The 19,660-nt window shown below is 61.0% G+C and carries 17 protein-coding genes; 4 read left to right on the top strand and 13 right to left on the bottom strand.

The window, feature by feature from the left end:
• Positions 1-23 precede the first annotated feature (23 nt).
• The gene (locus AC1RO0_RS10780; protein WP_498592881.1) at positions 24-2,339 is read right to left on the bottom strand and encodes a family 78 glycoside hydrolase catalytic domain; all 2,316 of its coding nucleotides are present in this window, start codon (positions 2,337-2,339) and stop codon (positions 24-26) included.
• A gap of 139 nt (positions 2,340-2,478) precedes the next feature.
• Between AC1RO0_RS10780 and AC1RO0_RS10775 the strand changes: the two genes are divergently transcribed.
• The gene (locus tag AC1RO0_RS10775) at positions 2,479-3,516 is read left to right on the top strand and encodes a LacI family DNA-binding transcriptional regulator (RefSeq protein WP_498592880.1); all 1,038 of its coding nucleotides are present in this window, start codon (positions 2,479-2,481) and stop codon (positions 3,514-3,516) included.
• 26 nt (positions 3,517-3,542) lie between these two features.
• Here AC1RO0_RS10775 and AC1RO0_RS10770 read toward each other — a convergent pair whose 3' ends face one another.
• The 4 genes from AC1RO0_RS10770 to AC1RO0_RS10755 form a co-directional block, all read right to left on the bottom strand.
• On the bottom strand, positions 3,543-4,157 hold the full coding sequence (locus AC1RO0_RS10770; RefSeq protein ID WP_498592879.1) for an O-methyltransferase: 615 nt from the start codon (positions 4,155-4,157) through the stop codon (positions 3,543-3,545).
• A gap of 111 nt (positions 4,158-4,268) precedes the next feature.
• On the bottom strand, positions 4,269-5,021 hold the full coding sequence (locus AC1RO0_RS10765; protein ID WP_498592878.1) for an ABC transporter ATP-binding protein: 753 nt from the start codon (positions 5,019-5,021) through the stop codon (positions 4,269-4,271).
• On the bottom strand, positions 5,015-6,079 hold the full coding sequence (locus AC1RO0_RS10760; protein ID WP_498592877.1) for a FecCD family ABC transporter permease: 1,065 nt from the start codon (positions 6,077-6,079) through the stop codon (positions 5,015-5,017). Before AC1RO0_RS10760 ends, AC1RO0_RS10765 begins: the two co-directional genes overlap by 7 nt.
• 159 nt (positions 6,080-6,238) lie before the next feature.
• On the bottom strand, positions 6,239-7,564 hold the full coding sequence (locus AC1RO0_RS10755) for an NAD(P)/FAD-dependent oxidoreductase (RefSeq protein WP_498592876.1): 1,326 nt from the start codon (positions 7,562-7,564) through the stop codon (positions 6,239-6,241).
• Between the two features lie 252 nt (positions 7,565-7,816).
• Here AC1RO0_RS10755 and AC1RO0_RS10750 point away from each other — a divergent pair, with 252 nt between their 5' ends.
• On the top strand, positions 7,817-8,293 hold the full coding sequence (locus AC1RO0_RS10750) for an Lrp/AsnC family transcriptional regulator (RefSeq protein ID WP_007697831.1): 477 nt from the start codon (positions 7,817-7,819) through the stop codon (positions 8,291-8,293).
• A gap of 26 nt (positions 8,294-8,319) precedes the next feature.
• On the opposite strand, the gene AC1RO0_RS10745 is transcribed toward AC1RO0_RS10750, so the two are convergent.
• The 7 genes from AC1RO0_RS10745 to AC1RO0_RS10715 all read right to left on the bottom strand — a co-directional run bounded on the left by AC1RO0_RS10745 (position 8,320) and on the right by AC1RO0_RS10715 (position 16,791).
• Positions 8,320-9,981, bottom strand: coding sequence for an ABC transporter ATP-binding protein (locus AC1RO0_RS10745; protein ID WP_498592875.1), 1,662 nt, complete (start codon positions 9,979-9,981; stop codon positions 8,320-8,322).
• Positions 9,981-10,823: an ABC transporter permease gene (locus tag AC1RO0_RS10740; protein WP_007697838.1), complete on the bottom strand. Its 843-nt coding sequence runs from the start codon at positions 10,821-10,823 to the stop codon at positions 9,981-9,983. The genes AC1RO0_RS10745 and AC1RO0_RS10740 overlap by 1 nt, the downstream gene beginning before the upstream one ends.
• Positions 10,824-10,825: 2 nt before the next feature.
• Positions 10,826-11,776, bottom strand: a complete 951-nt coding sequence (locus AC1RO0_RS10735) for an ABC transporter permease (protein WP_153364247.1) — start codon at positions 11,774-11,776, stop codon at positions 10,826-10,828.
• 96 nt (positions 11,777-11,872) lie between these two features.
• Positions 11,873-13,483 (bottom strand): ABC transporter substrate-binding protein, encoded by a 1,611-nt coding sequence (locus AC1RO0_RS10730; protein WP_498592874.1) that lies wholly within the window; start codon positions 13,481-13,483, stop codon positions 11,873-11,875.
• Between the two features lie 74 nt (positions 13,484-13,557).
• On the bottom strand, positions 13,558-14,274 hold the full coding sequence (locus AC1RO0_RS10725) for an HAD-IA family hydrolase (RefSeq protein WP_498592873.1): 717 nt from the start codon (positions 14,272-14,274) through the stop codon (positions 13,558-13,560).
• A gap of 292 nt (positions 14,275-14,566) precedes the next feature.
• Positions 14,567-15,940, bottom strand: coding sequence for an aspartate aminotransferase family protein (locus AC1RO0_RS10720; protein WP_498592872.1), 1,374 nt, complete (start codon positions 15,938-15,940; stop codon positions 14,567-14,569).
• Between the two features lie 11 nt (positions 15,941-15,951).
• Entirely contained in the window at positions 15,952-16,791 is an 840-nt protein-coding gene (locus tag AC1RO0_RS10715) for a GNAT family N-acetyltransferase (protein WP_498592871.1), read from the bottom strand.
• A 339-nt stretch (positions 16,792-17,130) separates the two neighbouring features.
• Between AC1RO0_RS10715 and AC1RO0_RS10710 the strand changes: the two genes are divergently transcribed.
• Both AC1RO0_RS10710 and AC1RO0_RS10705 read left to right on the top strand, forming a co-directional pair.
• Positions 17,131-17,799, top strand: a complete 669-nt coding sequence (locus AC1RO0_RS10710) for a haloacid dehalogenase type II (protein WP_498592870.1) — start codon at positions 17,131-17,133, stop codon at positions 17,797-17,799.
• Positions 17,800-17,811: 12 nt separating this feature from the next.
• The gene (locus tag AC1RO0_RS10705; protein ID WP_498592869.1) at positions 17,812-19,089 is read left to right on the top strand and encodes an NAD(P)/FAD-dependent oxidoreductase; all 1,278 of its coding nucleotides are present in this window, start codon (positions 17,812-17,814) and stop codon (positions 19,087-19,089) included.
• Positions 19,090-19,105: 16 nt separating this feature from the next.
• Here AC1RO0_RS10705 and AC1RO0_RS10700 read toward each other — a convergent pair whose 3' ends face one another.
• Positions 19,106-19,504 (bottom strand): RidA family protein, encoded by a 399-nt coding sequence (locus AC1RO0_RS10700; protein WP_498592868.1) that lies wholly within the window; start codon positions 19,502-19,504, stop codon positions 19,106-19,108.
• Between the last annotated feature and the right edge of the window lie 156 nt (positions 19,505-19,660).

Raw genomic sequence — 19,660 nt, 5'->3', positions numbered from 1 at the left:
AGACATTGAACGATTATGTAGCTTCAGGGCTTGGGAAGCGTGAAGGCGATCTCATGCGTTCCCGGATCGACAATCGCCTCCCCGACGACTGGCTTTCCATCGACCAACGGGTTCTGGTGCCGATGCCCCGGACGGAACCGCCCGATGCACCCCTTCGGCAAGATCAACCGATAGGTCACCTTGTCGCCGCTCAACTCCCACGCGGCTTCAATGCGGCCCTGACTGACATCATGATGGGCGGTAACGGGCGACAGCGACGGGATCGGCGCCGGATCGATGATGACTTCGGCAAACCCTGGCGCGCTCGGGCTCGGCGAAATGCCGGCAACGCTTTCGAACAGCCATTGGCAGACGGCGCCATAGGCATAGTGATTGTAGCTGTTCATGTCCGGGTCGTAGATGGTGCCGTCGGGCGCCAGAGCATCCCAGCGTTCCCAGATCGTCGTCGCGCCCTGCGCGACCTGGTAGAGCCAGCCTGGCACCTCTTGCTGCAGGAAGACCTTCTCGGCAAGATCATCCAGACCCAGCTTCGTCAGGGCCGGCAGCAGGGCCGGCGTGCCGATGAAGCCGGTGCCGATCTTGTAGTCGGCGTCGATGACCACCTGCCGGAAATGCCGTTTGGCCGCGTCCCGGTGCTCGGCGGGGATCAGATCGTAGAGAAACGCCAGTGCATAGGACGTCTGGTCGTTATGTGCGAGGCGGCCCGACGGGGTGATGAATTCGTGCGCGAAAGCTTCTCTGATCTTGTCGACGCGTGCCTTCATGCGTGTTTCGAGCCCGTGATCGCCGAGGACGGCTGCGATCTTTGCCAGAAGGTCGCTGGAGATAAAGTGGTAAAGCGTTGCCGCGCAGTCATCGCCGATAGTCGGGCGCGGTTTGCGATTGTCGCCGATTGGCTGTAGCCAGTCGCCGAAGGTAAAGCCCCGGTCGCCCCAGTGGGATGGCGGTCGTACGATTGGGCCGTCTGAGATCGACCAGACGAAGTCGACCCATCGCACCATTGAATCCAGGCACTCCGAGAGAACCTCGCGGTCGCCATAATGGGTATAGAGCACCCAGGGGATGACGACGATCGCATCGCCCCAGCCGGTCGAACCGGCAAAGCCGGGGAAGTGTTCCGGATGCAGGCGCGTCGGGTCCGGCGAAAAATGGGAAACCGCTCCATCCGGCCGCTGATCGGCCATGACATCGCGCAGGTATTTTCTGAGGAAGGACTGGCTGTCCGTCAGCCAGCATGCCGTTGCGGCAAACACCTGGGCGTCGCCGGTCCAGCCGAGGCGCTCGTCGCGCTGCGGGCAATCGGTTGGCACCTCGATGAAGTTGGCGCGCTGCGACCAGATGGTATTTTGCACAAGCCGATTGACGAGCGCATTGCCCGAGGTGAAACCGCCGGCAAGGATGGGGACGGAGGAGATCGGGACCGAGGCGATCGCGACGATTTCCGCCTCGCCCTTGATCGTTATCCGGGCATAGCGAAAGCCCTGGAAGGTGAAATGCGGGGCATAGGTCTCATCGCCACCGCCGCGCAGCGTATAGATCGTGTGTGCCGGAGCGGTTCGGTAATTGCGGTTGTCGAAATAGCGATCCGGTCCTAAAATCTCGGAATGCTCGACCAGCACTTCTGCGCCAGCCGTACCGCGAACCGTATATCGCACATAGCCGCCGACGTTCTGGCCGAAGTCATGGATCGTGCGGCCCTCTTCGTCGCTCCAGCTTTCGACCGGGGCGATCGGCTGCAGTTCCTTCACCGGTGCGGTTTCATGGCCGACCAGTAGCGTCTCGTCGAAGGATAGCTTCTCCGTGCCGTGGGTCTCGGAAAGCGTTTCCTCGCGGGCGTCATAGATCTCGCCAAAATAGATGCCGGATTTTTGGATCGGCAGCAGTCCGCTTCGCCAGCTTGTATCCGTGGAGAGAATGACGCCACTCGGGCCAACCAGGTCCACGATTGCCGCGGTCCTGTCGCCCCAGCAATCGGGAATGGCCTTCCACATGAGGGGAGAGCGATACCACCCATCGGCAAGCCAGATCTCGATACGATTCTCGCCGGATTTGAGCAGACCGGCGACGTCGTAACGCTGATAGGCAATGCGGTCGTCATAGTTGGTCCAGCCTGGCGTCAGCAGGTCGTCGCCGACGCGCTTGCCATTGATGAAGCAGCGATAGAGGCCGAGTGCCGAGATGAAGAGTTCGATGGGGCCGACCGCGTCGTCCAGATTGAACGTCTTGGCGATGAAGCTTGCGGCCGTGCCCTGACCTTGGTCCGACAGTGGCGCGATCATCTCGCCTGCCCATTTGCGCGACACCCGGCTGCCTTTGATGGCGGATGGCTGAAAGTTCATCAAATCCTCCCATTTGTGTAGAACGTTCTCCGTATAACGTTCTACATTTTTTGCCGATATGCAATAGAAAGTTTGCGGGTGTTCTGTCATGGTGAGTGGACGCGTGTCGCGCGACTCGCGGATCAGGTCTGGGAAATTTATGTCAGTCGATAGTAGAAAACCGCCGGAACGGGCCGATCGGGTGACGATCCGAACGGTTGCGGCGCATGCGGGCGTGTCGGTCGCCGCAGTCTCCAAGGTGATGCGTAATGCTTATGGTGTCAGCGACAGCCTTCGCGCCAGGGTGACCGGTTCGATCGAAGAGTTGGGATATCGTCCATCCAGGGCGGCGCGAGGCTTACGCGGACGAACCTTCACGATCGGGCTGCTCCTCGTCGACATCCGCAACCCGTTTCTTCCCGAGGTTATCGCCGGCGTGAATGCCGTTCTGGCGCCGGGACATTATCAGGCGATGATCGGCGTCGGCGAAGCCCGGATGCAACTGGAGACGTCCCTGATCGAATCGATGATCGACTACAAGATGGACGGTCTTATTCTGGTCGCGCCGCGACTGCCGTCCGAGATCATCGCGAGATTTGCCGCGCAGATTCCGATCGTCGCGGTCGGCTATCACGATCCGACGGCGGATGGTTTCGATACGATCAACGCCGATGATCAGCGCGGGGCGGAGATTGCGGTCGAATCGCTTCTCGAATGCGGCTATCGCGATATCGAGATGCTGAGCCAGCTTGCGCGCGAGGGCCACAAGGTTTCCGTCGTTCGCCAGCGTGAAATAGGCTATCGGCGCGCCATGCAGCGTGCCGGCTTCGGCTCCTCGGCGCCGATCACCAATATTCCGCTTGAATCCCCCCGGCGCGAGGAGACCATTCGCAAGTTCCTGACACGCAGCGACAGGCCTCGCGCCGTTTTCTGCTGGAGCGATATCGATGCCATCGTTGTGATGAGCATGGCGGCGGAATTGGGCGTGCACGTGCCGGAAGACCTGGCGGTTGTGGGTTACGACAATTCATCCATCGCCGCCCTCGGCCTCGTCAATCTTGCCAGCATCGACCAATCCGGCCGGGAGCTCGGCCAGACAGCCACACGCACGCTTCTGTCGCGTATCGAAGGTCGCAGCGAGGCAGTGCATATCCTGCAATTGCCATCATTGGTGACCAGGCGAAGCCTGGCGGGGTGAGGATCGGGGTGTACGCGATCCCAGGATCATGGCTCGTAGCGGCTGACCTCAATGCCCATGCCGACAGGTAACAGCACGCTCGTGATACCGGCCTTGGCGCGGACGGCTCGGCCATACGCCTGTACATCCTCGTTTCCGGGGCGGATCATGTTGTCGGCGATGATGATGGCGCCCGGATTGAGCTTGGGGTAGAAAGCCTCCAGGCAGGGCACGTAGAGATCCTTCCAAAGATCGACCAGCACGAAATCCACGCCAACCGTCAGCTCGGAGATCATCTGCACGGCATCGCCGACCTTGAAGTCGATATGGTCGGCAAGTCCGGCCTTTGTCGCCCTGTCGCGGGCATAGGCCGATTTATAATCGTGCAATTCCATTGTGATCAGCCGGCCGCCGGTCGCGCGGGCGGCTTCCGCCAGCCAGATGCCGGAATAGCCGAAGGAGGTGCCGAGTTCGAGGATGTTCGGCGCCTTGAGGCTCTTGGCGATGATGTTGAGCAGACCACCGGTTTCCGGGCCGACGGCGCGCATCCGACGATCCTGACCGCCATCGCGGCCGCCCGGCGGCATATCGCGCGGCTTGCTCTGCTCTTTGCGGATCAGCTCGTGATATTCATCAAGCACTGCCAAGATTTTGTCGTCCATATCCGATCCTCTATCCAACTGCGGACTGCGGCGCGCACGATAGGAGCGAATTTTGTGGCCGTCGAGGCTACCGGGCAGCCGGTTCGGTTCGTGTCACTCTAACGTGATCGATCAAATCGCCCCGTCGACGATCACCATGGGGCTGCCGCGGGAACATGTCTCGACGCGGGCATCGATCTTGTAGATATCGCGCAACATCCCGGTGGTAATGACGTCGGGTGTCGCGCCGCTTGCCGCCATCTTGCCATGCGCGATCACGATGGTGTTTTCGCAGTAGCGGAGCGCATGGTTGAGGTCGTGAAGGGCGATCAGGACGATCATGCCGTCTCGCTTGGCGAGATCGGTAATGAAACTCAACACCTCGATCTGCCGGTGGAGGTCGAGCGCTGAGGTCGGTTCGTCCATCAACAGGATTTCGGGGCGACGAATAAGCGCCTGTGCCAGCGAAACGAGCTGGCGCTGGCCGCCGGAAAGCTCGCCGAGGCCACGAAACGCCAGGTTTTCGATATGCAATGCCTTCAAGATGGCGTCGATCTCGGCCAGTTCGTCGTCGGCGACCCGCCAGCCGCTGCCTTGCTTTGCCGAAAGCAGGACCGACTCGTAGACGGTGAGAACCGCATTGGCGCCTGTGTCCTGCGGCATGTAGCAGATCGAGCGCGGTCCTCGTTCCGTGTCGGAGAGCTCTACCAGTCCCGGCCCCTTGATCAGGCCGGCGATCCGCTTGAACAGCGTCGATTTGCCGGCGGCGTTCGGGCCGATGATCGCCGTGACGCTGCCGCCCTTGAGGTCGCTGAGGGTGACATCGGACAGCACTTTCACCTTGCCGTAGGAGGCTCCGACCTGATCGAGTGCCAAACCTACCATGAACGCCTCCTGCTGCCGAAAATCAGGATGAAGAAGAAGGGAACGCCGACCAGCGCGGTAATCACCCCGATCGGCAGGATCGCACCCGGGATGATGATCTTGCTGAGAACCGAGGTTGCCGACAGGAGCAGAGCGCCGCAGACGACTGACGCGGGCAGGAAGAAGCGCTGGTCCTCGCCGACGATCATGCGCGCCATATGCGGTCCGACGAGACCGACGAAGCCGATCGTGCCGACGAAGGATACCGGGATGGCGGCAAGCAGGCTGACGAGCATCATCGTTCTCAGGCGCAGCGCCCGCACGTTGACGCCCATGCTCGCGGCCTTGTCGTCACCGAGACGAAGCGCCGTCAGCGCCCATGCGTCCCGCATGAACAACGGCAGGATGACGACAAGCATGCCGGCGATGATCGCGACCTTGGGCCAGGTTGCCTTGGTGAAGCTACCCATCGTCCAGAAGACGATTGCCGAAAGCGCCTGTTCGGATGCCAGATATTCGAGCAACGACAGGGCTGCGTTGAAGGTGAATACCAGGGCGATGCCAAGCAGGACGATGGTCTCGACGCTAACGCCGCGCATGGTCGAGGCAAAGTGGATAAACATTGCCGCCGCCATCGCCATGATGAAGGCATTGATCGGCACCATATAGGCGACCGCGCCGGGATAGAGCGCGACACCACCGACAAGGGCGAGGGCCGCGCCGAAACTTGCCGCAGCCGAAATGCCGAGCGTGAACGGGCTTGCCAGCGGATTGGCGAGGATCGTCTGCATCTCGGCGCCGGAAACCGACAGAGCGGCTCCGACGACAACAGCCATCAGCGCGATCGGCATGCGGATATCCCAGATGACGACGCGCAATTGAATGGCCGCATTGGCGGGATCGAAAATCGCGGACAGAACCTGCTGCAGGGTATAGTTGGCCGGGCCAAGCGCCATGTCGAGCGCTATGCTCATACAGAGCGCGACGCCGAGAAGCGCCAGAATGATCAGGCGGCGGAAGACCCGGAAGCGATATTGCTCGCCTCCGGTCACGATCGTTTGAAACGTCCCAACGGACATGACGGCTTGTCCTTCGGCAAATGCGAGAGGCCGGCTTACGCTCGAAGATCGACCATAAGCCAGCGCCAGGCTCGAGCCATCGCTCGATGAAAACTGAGACCCTCTATGCTTTTATGAGGAAAGCAGTCAAGTTCAATTTGGCAACGAGCAGGCGAAGGATCAGAAATCCGCAACCTTGCCCCAGACCGAGCCGTTCAACCGGTCCGGATAGTAGGGTTTCGGATCGACGATCGGCTCTGCGCCCGTGACGAGATCAGCGGCAAGATGGCCCGCTCCGGGACCAATCCCGAATCCGTGGCCGCTGAAGCCTGCCGCCAGAATCAGTCCCGGCAGGGTCGGTATCTCACCGATCGCCGGAACGCCGTCAGGTGTGCTATCGATATAGCCGGCCCAGGTGGCCGTAACCGGCGTCTGAGCAAGCGCCGGAAGCAGCGCCCGTGCCCGCTCCAGAGTCGCTTCGATCTGTTGGCGATCCGGACGGGGATCGAGAATGCGGTTGCGCTCCATCGGCGTCGGCCGATCGAGCCGCCAGCGCGACAGGGTTTCATGACCGTTCTTTAAGCCTTCCAACCCGCCGGGGGCGAGGCTGCGTCGGCGCTTGATGAACATCGGCACGAAATGGCGCGCGAAGCGGAGTTGCTGCAAGGTCGGATCGACGCGGGCGCGGCCGCTGATGGCGAGCGTATAGCCGCCGTCCCTCCGACGCGTAGCCGAGACCGCAGCAGTGTGCAGCGCTGCCGGCAAGCCCTCGGCGCCAGAGGCGACCGAGAGGATCGAGGAACGGATTGCGGCTTGCGGGAAGCGGATGCCGAGCTGCCGGCAAAAGGACGATGCCCAGGCGCCACCTGCCATGACAACCGTTCGGGTGCGGATCGTGCCAGCCTCGGTGACGACGCCGCTGACACGGCCGCCTTCGACTTCCAGCCCGCGAGCGGCACACATTTGGTGGACACTGCCACCGAGTGCCATGATGGCGCGGGCGACCACCGGAGCTGCCCGGGACGGATCGGCTGTGCCGTCGGTTGGCGAGAAGACCCCGCCTTTCCATTGCTGGCCGGTCGCTACTCCGAATTCGCTCGCCTTTTTGCCATCGAGCATGTGGGTGGTGACGCCGACGCCGCGGGCAAAATCGCCCCAGCGCGCCCAGCCGGCGAGCTCGGCATCGTCATTGCTCAGATAGAGCAGGCCGCAGCGACGAAAGCCGGTATCCTCGCCACTGTCCTTGCCGAAATCCTCCCAAAGGGCCAAGCTCTTGGTGGAGATCGGTAGCTCTCTGGCATCCCTGTTCTGCTGCCGGCACCATCCCCAGTTCCGGCTGGATTGTTCGGCACCGATCCGGCCCTTTTCGATAAGAGCGACCTTCAGACCGCGCCGCGCGAGATAATAGGCCGTGAAGACACCGACGATGCCGCCGCCGATCACCACCGCATCCGCCATGTCAGGCAGAGCGGGCGAGGTTTCGATATGCAGAAGGGGGGCGGGCATGGCTTTCTCCGGGTTTCAGCCCAGCATTCTAGCCGAGCTTTCGCCACGCAAATGCTGCAGATCGCCGCCAGACAGCATTTCCTTTGGTAGCGCCCGTCTATCGCGAATGCTTGTGCTAAGATCAGGATTTTACGAGATTATATCGACATGATCAGAGTTGATTCCGCTTGCTAACCGAGGCTTTCCGCCTAAAATGACGAAAGATTATTCCGTATGGCGGCGTGCCGCTGCCGATAAGAGGGGAGCACGCCGATGAAGCTCGACCGGATCGACATCAAGATTCTCTACGAATTGCAGAAGAACGGCCGCATCACCAATGTCGAGCTGGCTGAACTCGTCAATCTTTCGCCCAGCCCCTGCCTGATGCGGGTGAAGAAACTACAGTCGGAAGGCTATATCGCCGGTTATTCCGCGCAGATCAACATCGCCAAGCTCGGCCAGACGTTGACGGTCTTCACCGAAGTCACACTCAAGAACCATCGCCAGATCGATTTCGCCCGCTTCCTCGCGGCGGTCGAGAAGGTAGACTCGGTCGTGGAATGCCATCTCGTTTCCGGTGGCTACGACTATCTGGTGAAGTTCGTCACCGCCGGCATTGCCGAGTACCAGACGACGATGGAACGTCTGATCGACATGGAGATCGGGATCGACAAGTATTTCAGCTTCGTCGTGCTCAAATCGCCGATCGTCAAGGCACATATGCCGCTGACCAGCCTGTTTCCGGTCTGACGTCTTTGCGGCGTGCGAAACACCTGTCAGCGTTTCGCGAAAGCCCGCATCAGTTCGGGATCCTGTTCCAGTCCGTCCAGCCAGCCGGTGTCGAGCTTCGGTACGGAGGAGAAGAGCAGCTTGGAATAGGGGTGCTTGGCGCCGCCGGCGAGATCGGCGGATGCAAGCTGTTCGATCTTCTCGCCGCCATACATGACAATGATCTCGTCGCAGATGGCCTGCACCGTCGACAAATCATGGCTGATGAAGACATAGGAGAGGCTGAGCTCGCGTTGCAATTCCTTGAGAAGGTCGATGATGGCGGCGGCAACGACCGTATCGAGGGCTGAGGTGATTTCGTCGCACAGGATGAGTTTCGGCTCCGCCGCCAGCGCACGCGCCAGGTTGATGCGCTGCTTCTGGCCGCCGGATAGTTCCGGCGGACGCCGGTGCCTGATTGCCCTGGGCAGATGAACCATGTCGAGCAACTGTTCGACGCGCGCTTCGCGCTGTCTGCCGCCGAGATTGTGATAAAAGGCCAGGGGCCGGCCGAGAATTTCACCGATTGACTTGGCGGGATTGAGTGCGGTATCGGCGAATTGGAAGACGATCTGCAGCTTGCGTAGCTCTTCGCGCTGCCGGTGCCTGGCGTCCGCTGCAAGCTGCTTGCCGTCGAAGATGATATCGCCGGAAACCGGCGCCAGGATCCCCGCAATGGCGCGAGCAAGCGTCGATTTTCCGCAGCCGGATTCGCCGATGACGCCGAGATTGCGGCCCGCTTCGAGCTTGAGACTCACCGATTTGAGCGCCGTTGCTATGGGCAGGCCGTCCGGCTGGATCTGTCCATAGCCTGCCACGATGTTCGTGACCTCCAGCAAGGCCGGCGTCTTTTGTGGATCGGTCGGGGCGGGGGAGGCATAGAGCTTGGGTTCGAAAGCGCCGAGCAACTGGCGCGTATAGGGGTGCGACGGAGCCGTAAGGATCTGTTCGGTCTTGCCGATCTCCTGGATCTCGCCGCCCTTTAGGACGACGATCCGGTCGGCCACCTGGGCGACGACCGCGAGGTCGTGCGACACGTAGACACCGGCAATGCCACCCTTCTTCATCACTGATTTGAAGGCCCGGAGAACCTCGATCTGCGTCGTCACGTCGAGCGCGGTCGTCGGCTCGTCGAAGATCACGAGTTTCGGATCGCCGATCAGCGCCATTGCGGCTGAAAGACGCTGTAGCTGGCCGCCGGACACCTGATGCGGATAGCGCGAACCGATCGTCTCCGGGTTCGGCAAGCTCAATGCCTTGAAGAGCTCAACCGCACGCGCCTTTGCCTCTTCCGCCGGCATGAGATCGTGGATACGGGTGATTTCGATCACCTGCTCCATGATGGTCTGCGCCGGGTTGAAGGCGGCCGCTGCACTCTGCGGGATATAGGCGACTTCGGTGCCGCGAATGCGGGCTCTCGCCTTTTCCGACAGGCTTGCCATGTCCTTGCCGGCAAGCAGGACCTCGCCGCCGCTGATCCGGCACCCCGGCCGCGCATGACCCATCAGGGTGAGTGCGATCGTCGTCTTGCCCGAGCCGCTTTCGCCGATCAGGGCGACGATCTCGCCGTCTTCGATATCGAAGCTGACGCCACGGATGATCTCGACCAGACGGCCGGAGTCGGTCTTGGCCTCGACCTTCAGGTCGCGAATTTCGACGAGCTTGGCCATCAATTGCTCCGGTCTCGGATTTTCTGGGGCAGGTTGTCGATCAGCAGGTTGACGCTGATCGTCAGGCTGGCGATCGCAATGCTTGGGAAGATCACCGCCGGTGCGCCGAAGGGCAGGCCGCCGATATTTTCACGCACCAGCGCGCCCCAGTCCGCGTTCGGCGGTTGCACGCCGAGGCCGAGGAAGGAGAGGCCCGACAGCAGCAGCACGATGAAGACGAAGCGCAAGCCTAGGTCCGCCATCACAGGCCCGAGGATATTGGGCAGAATTTCCGAGCGGATAAGGTAAAGCGCGCCTTCGCCGCGAGCGCGGGCAACCGTGATGAAATCCATGGTGTTGATGTTGACGGCGAGCGCGCGCGAGAAGCGGTAGGCGCCCGGCGTATAGATGACGGCAAGCGTCATGATCAGCACCGGGATCGAGGAGCCGACGCCGGCCACGACCACGAGGCCGAACAGCTTGCTGGGGATCGAGTTCAGCGCATCGAGAAAACGGCTGAGCGCGCTGTCGAACCAGCCGCCTGTCACCGCCGCGATCATGCCGAGCGCGACGCCGGTGAAACAGGAGATGCAGACGGCGGCAAGCGAGATGCCGACAGTATAGCGGGCGCCCATCAGGATACGAGAAAAGATATCACGGCCGAGATAGTCGGTGCCCAACCAGAACTTCGCGGAGATTGGCCCGAAGTAGTCGAAGTCGACGATATCGCCGATCGGGTAGGGGATCAGCAGCGGCGCGAAGATGGCGATCAGCGCCCAGGCGAGAATGACGCCAAGGCCGATCATGCCGACAATGTTGAAGCGGAAGCCGAGCTTGCGGGGAGTGAACGCGGTAAGGGCCATGGTCAGCGCAACCTCGGATTGGACATGATGGCGATGATGTCGGCGATGGTGATCAGGAGCAGATAGACCAGACAGAAGATCATCGCGCAGGTCTGGATCAGCGGCAGATCGCGGGTGGCGACGGCATCCACCATCAGCTTGGCGATACCTGGATAGTTGAAGATGGTTTCGACGATGATCACGCCGCCGAGCAGGTAGGAAAGCGAAAGCGCTACCGCGTTGACGATCGGGCCGAGCGCGTTCGGAAGCGCATGCTTCAGCACCATGCGTCGTCGCGAGGCACCTTTGAGCAGTGCCATTTCCACATAGGGCGTGTTCAGCGTCTCGATCACGGCCGCGCGGGTCATGCGGATCATCTGTGCCGATATCACGAAGCTCAGCGTAATGACCGGCATCGCGAAGACGCGCAGCATCTGCGAGAACGAGTGGATCTCATTGGCGAAGGCAAGCGCCGGCAACCATTTGAGATAGACGGCGAAAATCAGTACCGCCGAGGTGGCCACCATGAATTCGGGCACGGAAATGACGCCAATCGAGACCACCGTGACGATGCGGTCGTAGAGCGATCCGCGCAGCATGGCAGCGGTAATGCCGAGCGTGAGCGCGATCGGAACCGAAAACAGCGCGGTTGCGGCTGCAAGCTTCAACGAGTTTCCGAGCCGGGAACCGATCAGGTCTGCGATCGGCATGTTGTTGGCATAGGAAATGCCGAGATCGCCGGTGGCAAGGCCGGCGAGCCAGCGTACGAAACGCAGGATTGCCGGATCGTTCAGATGCATTGCCGCGCGCAGGCCCGCAACTGCCTCTGGGGTTGCCGCCTGGCCCAGCAGGATCTGGGCGATGTCGCCCGGCAGCATTTCGGTCGCGGCAAACACCGTGAAGGACACGATGAGCAGCGTGATCAAGGCCACGATCACACGGCCGAGCACGAGAGAAAGAACGTGGCGGTTCATATCAGATCCCCATCGTGAGAACGAATGTGCCGAACATGCGGCAATGTACCCGACAAGTGGTGTCGAAACACCACCGGTCGGGCACGAAGGCAGGGATCAAGCATCAAGCCAGACATATTCCGCGAAGGCATAACCCATCATGCCGCCGAGCGGGTTGGCTTCCAAGCCGTGCAGCTTCGAGGAGATCGCGTCGACGTTGGAGATATAGGCCGGGATGGCGGTGCCGGCATCTTCGGCGATCATCACCTGCATATCGCCGTAGATTGCCTTGCGTTTGGCCTGATCGAGCGAACCGCGGGCTTCCAGCATCATGCTGTCGAACTTCGCAGACTTGAACTGGCTTTCGTTCCAGGGCGCGTCGGAGGAATAGAGCAGCGAGAAGAGAATGTCCGGTGTCGGGCGCGGGTTAATATTGCCGAAATGCATCGGCGCCTTCAGCCAGTAGTTCGACCAGTAACCGTCCGACGGCACGCGCTGGACATCGAACTTCATGCCGATTTCAGCGCCAGCCTGCTGGAGCACCATCGCCATATCGATGGAAGAGCCTGCCGCTTCCGATGCCACCACCGGAATGGACTGGCCGAGAAGACCCGACTTCTGGAAGTGGAACTTGGCCTTTTCCGGATCGAAAGCTTTCGGCTTCAGATCGGCATTGTGGTAGATGCTGGCCGGCGGCACGGGCTGGTCGTTGCCGATTTCGGCAAGGCCGCGCAATGCCGATTTCTGGATGATCTCGCGGTTCAGCAGGTACTTGACGCCGGTCACGAAGTCCTTGCTGCTGCCTGGGTTCATGTCGAGACGCATGTTGAGATCGGTGTAGTTGCCGGAGGTGGTCTTCGACATTGCCACGCCCGGCTGGCCGTCCAGAAGTCGCATGGAACGCGGGTTGACGGCGGCGGCGAGATGGATGTCGCCGGACAGCAGCGCATTGACGCGCGCCGAATCGTCCGCGATCGCAAAGAACTCGAAGGAGTCGAGGTGAGGGCCACCCTGCTTCCAGTAGTTCTTGTTCTTGGTGGCGAGAGAGCGAACGCCTGGTTCGAAGACTTCGCAGACAAAGGCGCCCGTGCCGTTGGCCTTGCTGAAATCGGTCGTGCCGTCGGCAAGGATCATGAAATGATGCATGGCCAGGATCGTCGGCAGGTCGGCATTCGGATTGGCAAGGGTGATCTCCACGGTCAGCGGATCCACAGCCTTGATGCCGGTCATCTGCTTGGCGATCGCATTGACCTTCGAGCCGACCGCCGGGTCGAGATGGCGGTTCAGCGAATAGACGACGTCGGCCGAGGAAAGGGCCTTGCCGTTATGGAAGGTAACACCCTTGCGCAGCTTGACGGTCCAGACCTTGGCATCGGTGCTTTCGATGCTTTCGGCGAGTTCCATCTGCGTGACGCCGGCCTTGTCGAGGAAGGAGAGGCGATTATAGAAGGCGCAGCAGCGGACATAGTCCGTGGAGAGCGACGCCTTGGCCGGATCGAGCGTGTCGGCGGTCGAGGACGACCAGCCGGCAGCCTTCAGTGCGCCGCCGGAGACCGGGGTGGCAGCAAGAGCTGACGAGGCACGTCCGAAGATCGCGCCGCCTGCAACGGCTGCGACACCGCCGGCGAGCAGCATCTGCAGAAGATCGCGGCGGGTAGCGCCACGGCGAATGGCATTTTCGACCATGGCATCGTCTGCGCTGGTCCAATTCGTGATCTTGTCGTTCATTGCGTTCCCCTTATTGTTAAAGTCGATTTGGCGTCCCGTCTTTTCCTGCGGGATCAATTCCGGGTATCACTGTGTCAGGCGGCCTTCACTGCCTCCACTGCATCGGCAAGCCCAGCCATGGAGGTGAAATGGTAGTCGGGCTTGGTGAATTCCTTGGGCTCGATCGTGCCGCCGTAGCCGTTCTGGGCGTGGCGCCGCTGGATCCAGCAATTGGTCATGCCGAGCTGCCGCGAGATGCCGATATCATGATACTGGCTTTGCGCGACATGCAGGATGTCGTCCTTCGAAGCGCCTTCCTTGCCGACAAAGGCAAAGACCTGTTCGAAGAAGGCCGGATCGGGCTTTTCCGTGCCGGTATCGTCGGCGGTGAATGCGGCATAAAACGGATTGCCGAGTTCCTTGGAGAAATGCTCGAAAGCCCAACGGCGCGCATTCGTCATGGCGATCAGCTTGTAGCGCTTCGACAGGCGCTTGAGGGCTTCAGCGCTATCGGGAAAGCCTTTCCAATTTTGGCAGGAATCGCGCAGGCGTTCGCCATATATCTGTTCTGCCGGCAGGCCGAGCTTCGGGGCGATGGCGAGATAGACGCGAACCAGATCGTCGGGAAACAGTCCGGCGTCGCCGGAATAGCGCTCAGCGCGATAAAGCGCGAGCGCCTCTTCGCCGTCCACGGAGACGCCTTTTTCCGCTGCGATTGCGGCGAGACAATCCTTAATGCCGCCTTCAAAGTCGATGAGGGTCCCGACGACGTCGAAGGTGAAATATTTGAAATCCGCTAAGCTCTTAACCAAGTGTCTGTCCTCGATGGAATGCGACCAATTCTGGTCGCCTCGGCTGAATGCAGAAGAATATGCTGTTCCCATACTGCCGAGGATTTTCTTGTATCTCCCGAAAACCTTGGCTTTTCGGGCTTTGGGTACCTTCAGCCATTTCAGTTTCGCAGTTAAGGCTCGCCGGATTCTCTGAATGGGAGAGCTGTGGCGGCACAAAATTGCGAATATGGCGGTAAAGCAGTATTTCGCTCATCCCGCCCATCAGCCGATGCGAAGCGCGCCGGCCGATGGCGAAATGTTCTGCGTGCGCTCAGGCGAGGGCCGCGCGGACATCAGGATCGTTCAGCGTCTGGTCTAGCGTCTTGGCGGTGCGCTCGACGATCGCGTCGATCTCAGCCTCGGTGCAGCAGAGCGGCGGCGCATAGCCGAGAACACCGTTGCCGAAGGCGCGAATGACGAGCCCATTGTTCCAGGCGCGATCGAAGATCCGTCGTGACGGATCGGCGGCAGCGGGCAGGGGCGTCTTGCGCTCCTTGTCGACCACCAGTTCGATGGCGGCAAGCATGCCGCGCCCGCGCACGTCGCCGACCAGCGGATGCGAAGAGAGCGATTGAAGGCCGGCCATCAGCCGCGCGCCCGCTTTGACGCCGTTTTCCAAGAGGCCGTTCTCATAAAGGCGCAGTACCTCGAGGCCGACCGCAGCGCTGACGGGATGGGCGGAATAGGTATAGCCGTGGCCGATCGCGGCGGCGCCGGCGCCGTCGGCGATTGTCTGGTAGACCTTCTCCGACAGGAAGACGGCGCCCATCGGCACGTAGCCGGAGGTTAGGCCCTTGGCGGTGGTCATCAGGTCGGGGACGATGCCTTCGTCAGAGCAGGCAAACAGCGGGCCGGTGCGCCCGAAACCGGTGATGACCTCGTCGGCGACGAACAGAATATCGAGCTCGGTGCAGACATCGCGCATTGCCTTCATCCAGCCGGTCGGCGGAACCAGCACGCCGCCCGAGCCCTGGATCGGTTCGACATAAAAGGCGGCCACGCGCTCGGCGCCGATTTCCTCGACCTTGGCGCGCAGCGCCTTGACCGAAGCGGCAATGATCGCCTGCGGATCGGTGCCTACGGGGTTGCGATAGGCATAGTGCGTCGGAATCTTATGCTGCCAGTCGAGGGGCATGCCAAAGCCGGCATGGAAGACTGGAAGCGCCGTCAGGCCCGCGCCGACGGTGGACGAGCCGTGATAGCCCTGTTCGAGCGAGATGAACTGATCCTTCGTGGGCTTGCCCAGCGAGTGATAGTAGTAGCGGATGAAGCGGACCGTGCTGTCGACGGCGTCGGAGCCGCCAAGCGTGAAATAGACGTGGTTGAGATCGCCGGGCGTCCGTTCGGCGAGTTCAGCAGCAAGCCGGATGGCCGGTTCGGAACCAAGGCTGAAATAGCCGGTGGCGTAGGGCAGTTCGCGCATCTGGCGGGCAGCGGCCTCCACGATGCTTTCATGACCATATCCGGCATTGACGCACCAGAGACCGGCAAAGCCGTCAAGCATCTGATGGCCCGACGCATCGGTGACGGTTGCGCCCTTGGCGGATTTCAGCACGCGGACGCCGGCCTGCTCATGGCCGCGATAGGAAGCGACCGGATGGACGAGGTGGGCGCGATCGAGTTCGATGAGGGAATTGCTCAGCATGATATCTCTCTTCAGCCTAAAGCCTGGCTGGCCAGGGCAAATGTGTGAACGCTTGGAACGGGTGAGGAAGCGGATGAGGGTGTGCGGCGCATCGGGATGCCGCCGCCGACATGGACAAGGCCATGTTCGAGCAGGAACGATGCAAGACCGGTCTCAACGCCGGTATCGACACGCATGAAGACACCGGGCCGGGCCGCGAACAGGAAGCGCAGGAGGTCTTCCGCAGCCTGGGCGGTCTCCGCGATCACCGGGCCGCAGAGTTCGCCGCGTCCGAAAGGCCGCCAGGCGGCATAACCGTGAATCACCCCGGATTCGCGCAGGACCGCCAGCCGGCCGGCGCGGAACAGCTTCTGGATGAGCCCACTGCGATCCGCGGGATAGGCGATACGGTCGAGAGCGACGATCTCATCGAGATCGGCCCCAGTCGCCCATTCGATTGTCTCCGGTGCGGTGCAGGCGGCGAGTGTGCCCTGGTGCTGAACGATTGTGCCTGTCTTCCTGAAACCGAGGTTTTCATAGAGCGGCAAGCCATCCGCCGTCGCTACCAGCCGGCACTCCCGCTCGCCGACGATATCGAGAGCCGTCTGCATGATGCGCCGGCCAATGCCGCGTCCGCGCATCGATTCATCGACGATCACCATATTGATGGTGGCGATCTGATCGCCATAGGGGGTGACAAAAGTCGTCCCAACGACTTTTTCGTTCTCGACGGCCACGAGGCCATGGCTGAGCTCCAGCAGCATCTGCCATTCCTCCAGCCGGTGCGGCCAGCCGGCTTGGCGTGACAGCGCCAGCGCCGAGTGAAGGTGAGATTGGTCGAGGGGGCGAAGGTCGATCGCGGTTGCCTGCACAGGCTGTGTCTCCCATCCGTTGCTTTTCTTTTTGATAGACCCGCAACGGAAGAAGATCGTCCCGACGAAAGCATTGCGGCAATATCTTCCACCGTTCGCCGGCATGCCCGCCGCATCTTATGCCGCCCGTTTGAGGCGATGGGGTGCTTTTGGACCTCATATTGGCCGATTATCGGCAGTACGGCGGGGTGAAGTGCGCAACTCTCTGCCAAAGCGAAGCGTGGATACAAAACTTTCTGCTTCGTGGCGACGCAAATGCGGTGAACCGATGGAGAAAGGCTGCCTATGATGTCTTCATATCATCAAGCGCCTGCGCGGCACCCTGCAAGGATCCAAGACATGACGACGTTCCGGCCGAAATACATCACCTTCGATTGCTACGGCACCTTGACGAATTTCCAGATGGCCGAAGCTGCCCAGAAGATCTATGGGGAACAGCTCGACCAGCCGCGTATGGCGCAGTTCATCAAGAATTTCGCCGCCTACCGGCTGGACGAGATTCTGGGGGACTGGAAACCCTATAATGAAGTGATCCACAACTCCATCGAGCGCACCTGCCGCAAGAATGGTGTCACCTTCCGCGACGAGGATGCCCGCTCGATCTACGACACCGTGCCGAGCTGGGGGCCACATGCGGATGTTCCGGCCGGGCTTGCCAAGGTGGCCAAGGAAATCCCGCTGGTCATCCTCTCGAACGCCATGAACGAGCAGATCATGCACAATGTCGAGAAGCTCGGCGCACCGTTCCATGCCGTCTTCACCGCGCAGCAGGCCAATGCCTACAAGCCGCGCTTCCAGGCGTTCGAATATATGTTCGACATGCTCGGCTGCAATCCGGAAGACGTGATGCATTGCTCGTCGTCCTTTCGCTACGATCTGATGTCGGCCTATGATCTCGGCATCAAGCACAAGGTCTGGGTCAACCGCGGCCACGAGCCCGCCAACCCTTACTATGAATATACCGAGATCAAGGATATCTCCGGCCTGCCCGGCGTTGTCGGGCTCTGACGGGAGGCCGCCATGCAATTCAAGTCCTACTGGCACGACACCGCCCCGCGCTTTGAGAAGCAGAGTGCCTCGCCGCTCGAAGGTCACTACGACGTCGCGGTGATCGGCGGCGGCTTTACCGGGTTGGGGGCAGCACTTCAGCTCGCCAAGGCCGGCGCCAAGGTGGTTGTGTTGGAGGCAGGCACGGTCGGCTCCGGCGCGTCCGGCCGCAATGGCGGCCATCTCAACAACGGCCTCGCCCACAGCTTCATCTCCGCAAAGGCCGAGCTCGGAGTCGAGCGGGCAAAGGCGCTTTATCGCGCCTTCGACGATGCCGTCGATACTGTCGAGCGGATCGTTGCCGAGGAGGCGATCGATTGCAACTTTCGTCGCGCCGGAAAGCTAAAGCTCGCGTCTAAGCCCGCTCATTTCGAGGGGATCGCCAAGAATTTCGAGGCGGTCAATCGCGAGATCGATCCGGATACGGCGCTGCTGACGGCCGACGATCTCAAAGGGGAAGTCGGATCGACCGCATTTCACGGCGCGATGCTCTCCAAGAAGAGCGCCATGATGCACATGGGCCGCTATGCGGTCGGCCTTGCCGAGGCCGCGGTTCGTCATGGGGCCACGATCTTCGAAAACGCCGCTGTCACCGACCGGAAGATCAATGGCGGCCGGCATGAATTGACGACAGCACGCGGCAAGCTTTCGGCCGACACTGTGTTTCTGGCGACCGGCGCGTATACGCCCAGCATTTTCAGCTATTTCCGGCGGCGTATCATCTCTGTCGGCAGCTTCATCATCGCCACGCGGCCGCTGACCAAGGCCGAGATCGCCGCCACTATGCCCGGCAATCGCACCTGCGTCACCTCGCTCAATATCGGCAATTATTTCCGGCTTGCTCCCGATAACCGCCTTATTTTCGGCGGCCGGGCGCGCTTTTCAGCGACGTCGGATCAGCGCTCCGACGGCAAGAGCGGAGAGATCCTGCGCGCGGGCCTCGCCGAGATTTTTCCGCATCTGGCCAAGGTCGAGATCGACTATTGCTGGGGCGGTCTGGTCGATATGACCAAGGACCGTTTTCCGCGCGCTGGCTATGTCGATGGGCTGTGGTACGCGATGGGCTATTCCGGCCATGGCGCGCAGATGGCGACCCATATGGGCATGATGATTGCCGACGCCATCCTCGGCAAGGCGGATCGCAATCCCGTCAAGGATCTCGCCTGGCCGGCGGTGCCGGGACATTTCGGCAAGCCCTGGTTCCTGCCGCTGGTCGGCGCCTATTACAAGACGCTCGACCGCTTTCAGTAGCCGGGGATTTCCGGAATCACGCCTTCGCTGGGATGCGGGCAATGACCTTGATCTCGAAATCGAAGCCGGCGAGCCAGTTCACACCGATCGCGGTCCAGTTCGGATAGGGCGGCTCGCGGAAAACCGTCTGTTTCACGGCCATGATTGTCGGAAACTGGTTTTCAGGGTCGGTGTGGAACGTCGTGACATCGACGATATCCTCGAGCGTGCAGCCTGCGGCATCCAGCGTTGCCTGGAGGTTTTCGAAGGCCAACTGCACCTGGCGTTCGAAATCGGGCTCGGGCGTTCCGTCGGAACGGCTGCCGACTTGTCCCGATACGAACAGGAGGTCACCGGATTGAATAGCGGCGGAATAGCCGTGCTCTTCATAAAGGGCATGCCGGTTGGCGGGGAAGATTGCTTCGCGTTTGGTCATTCCTGATCTTTCTTCATCGATGTTGATGGCCGACAGACAAGCGCAGCACGAACTGTGAGCTTCACAGGCTGCTGCATCATCTGATATACGGTACGTATGTGAAATAGCCATATACGCCTCGTATGTCAAATTGATATACGAGGCGTATATGAAATT

Source organism: Rhizobium sp. GW821-FHT14E12, from assembly GCF_058803745.1.
The sequence above is the reverse complement of the archived record's forward strand: the minus strand, read 5'-3'. Positions and strand labels throughout refer to the sequence as shown.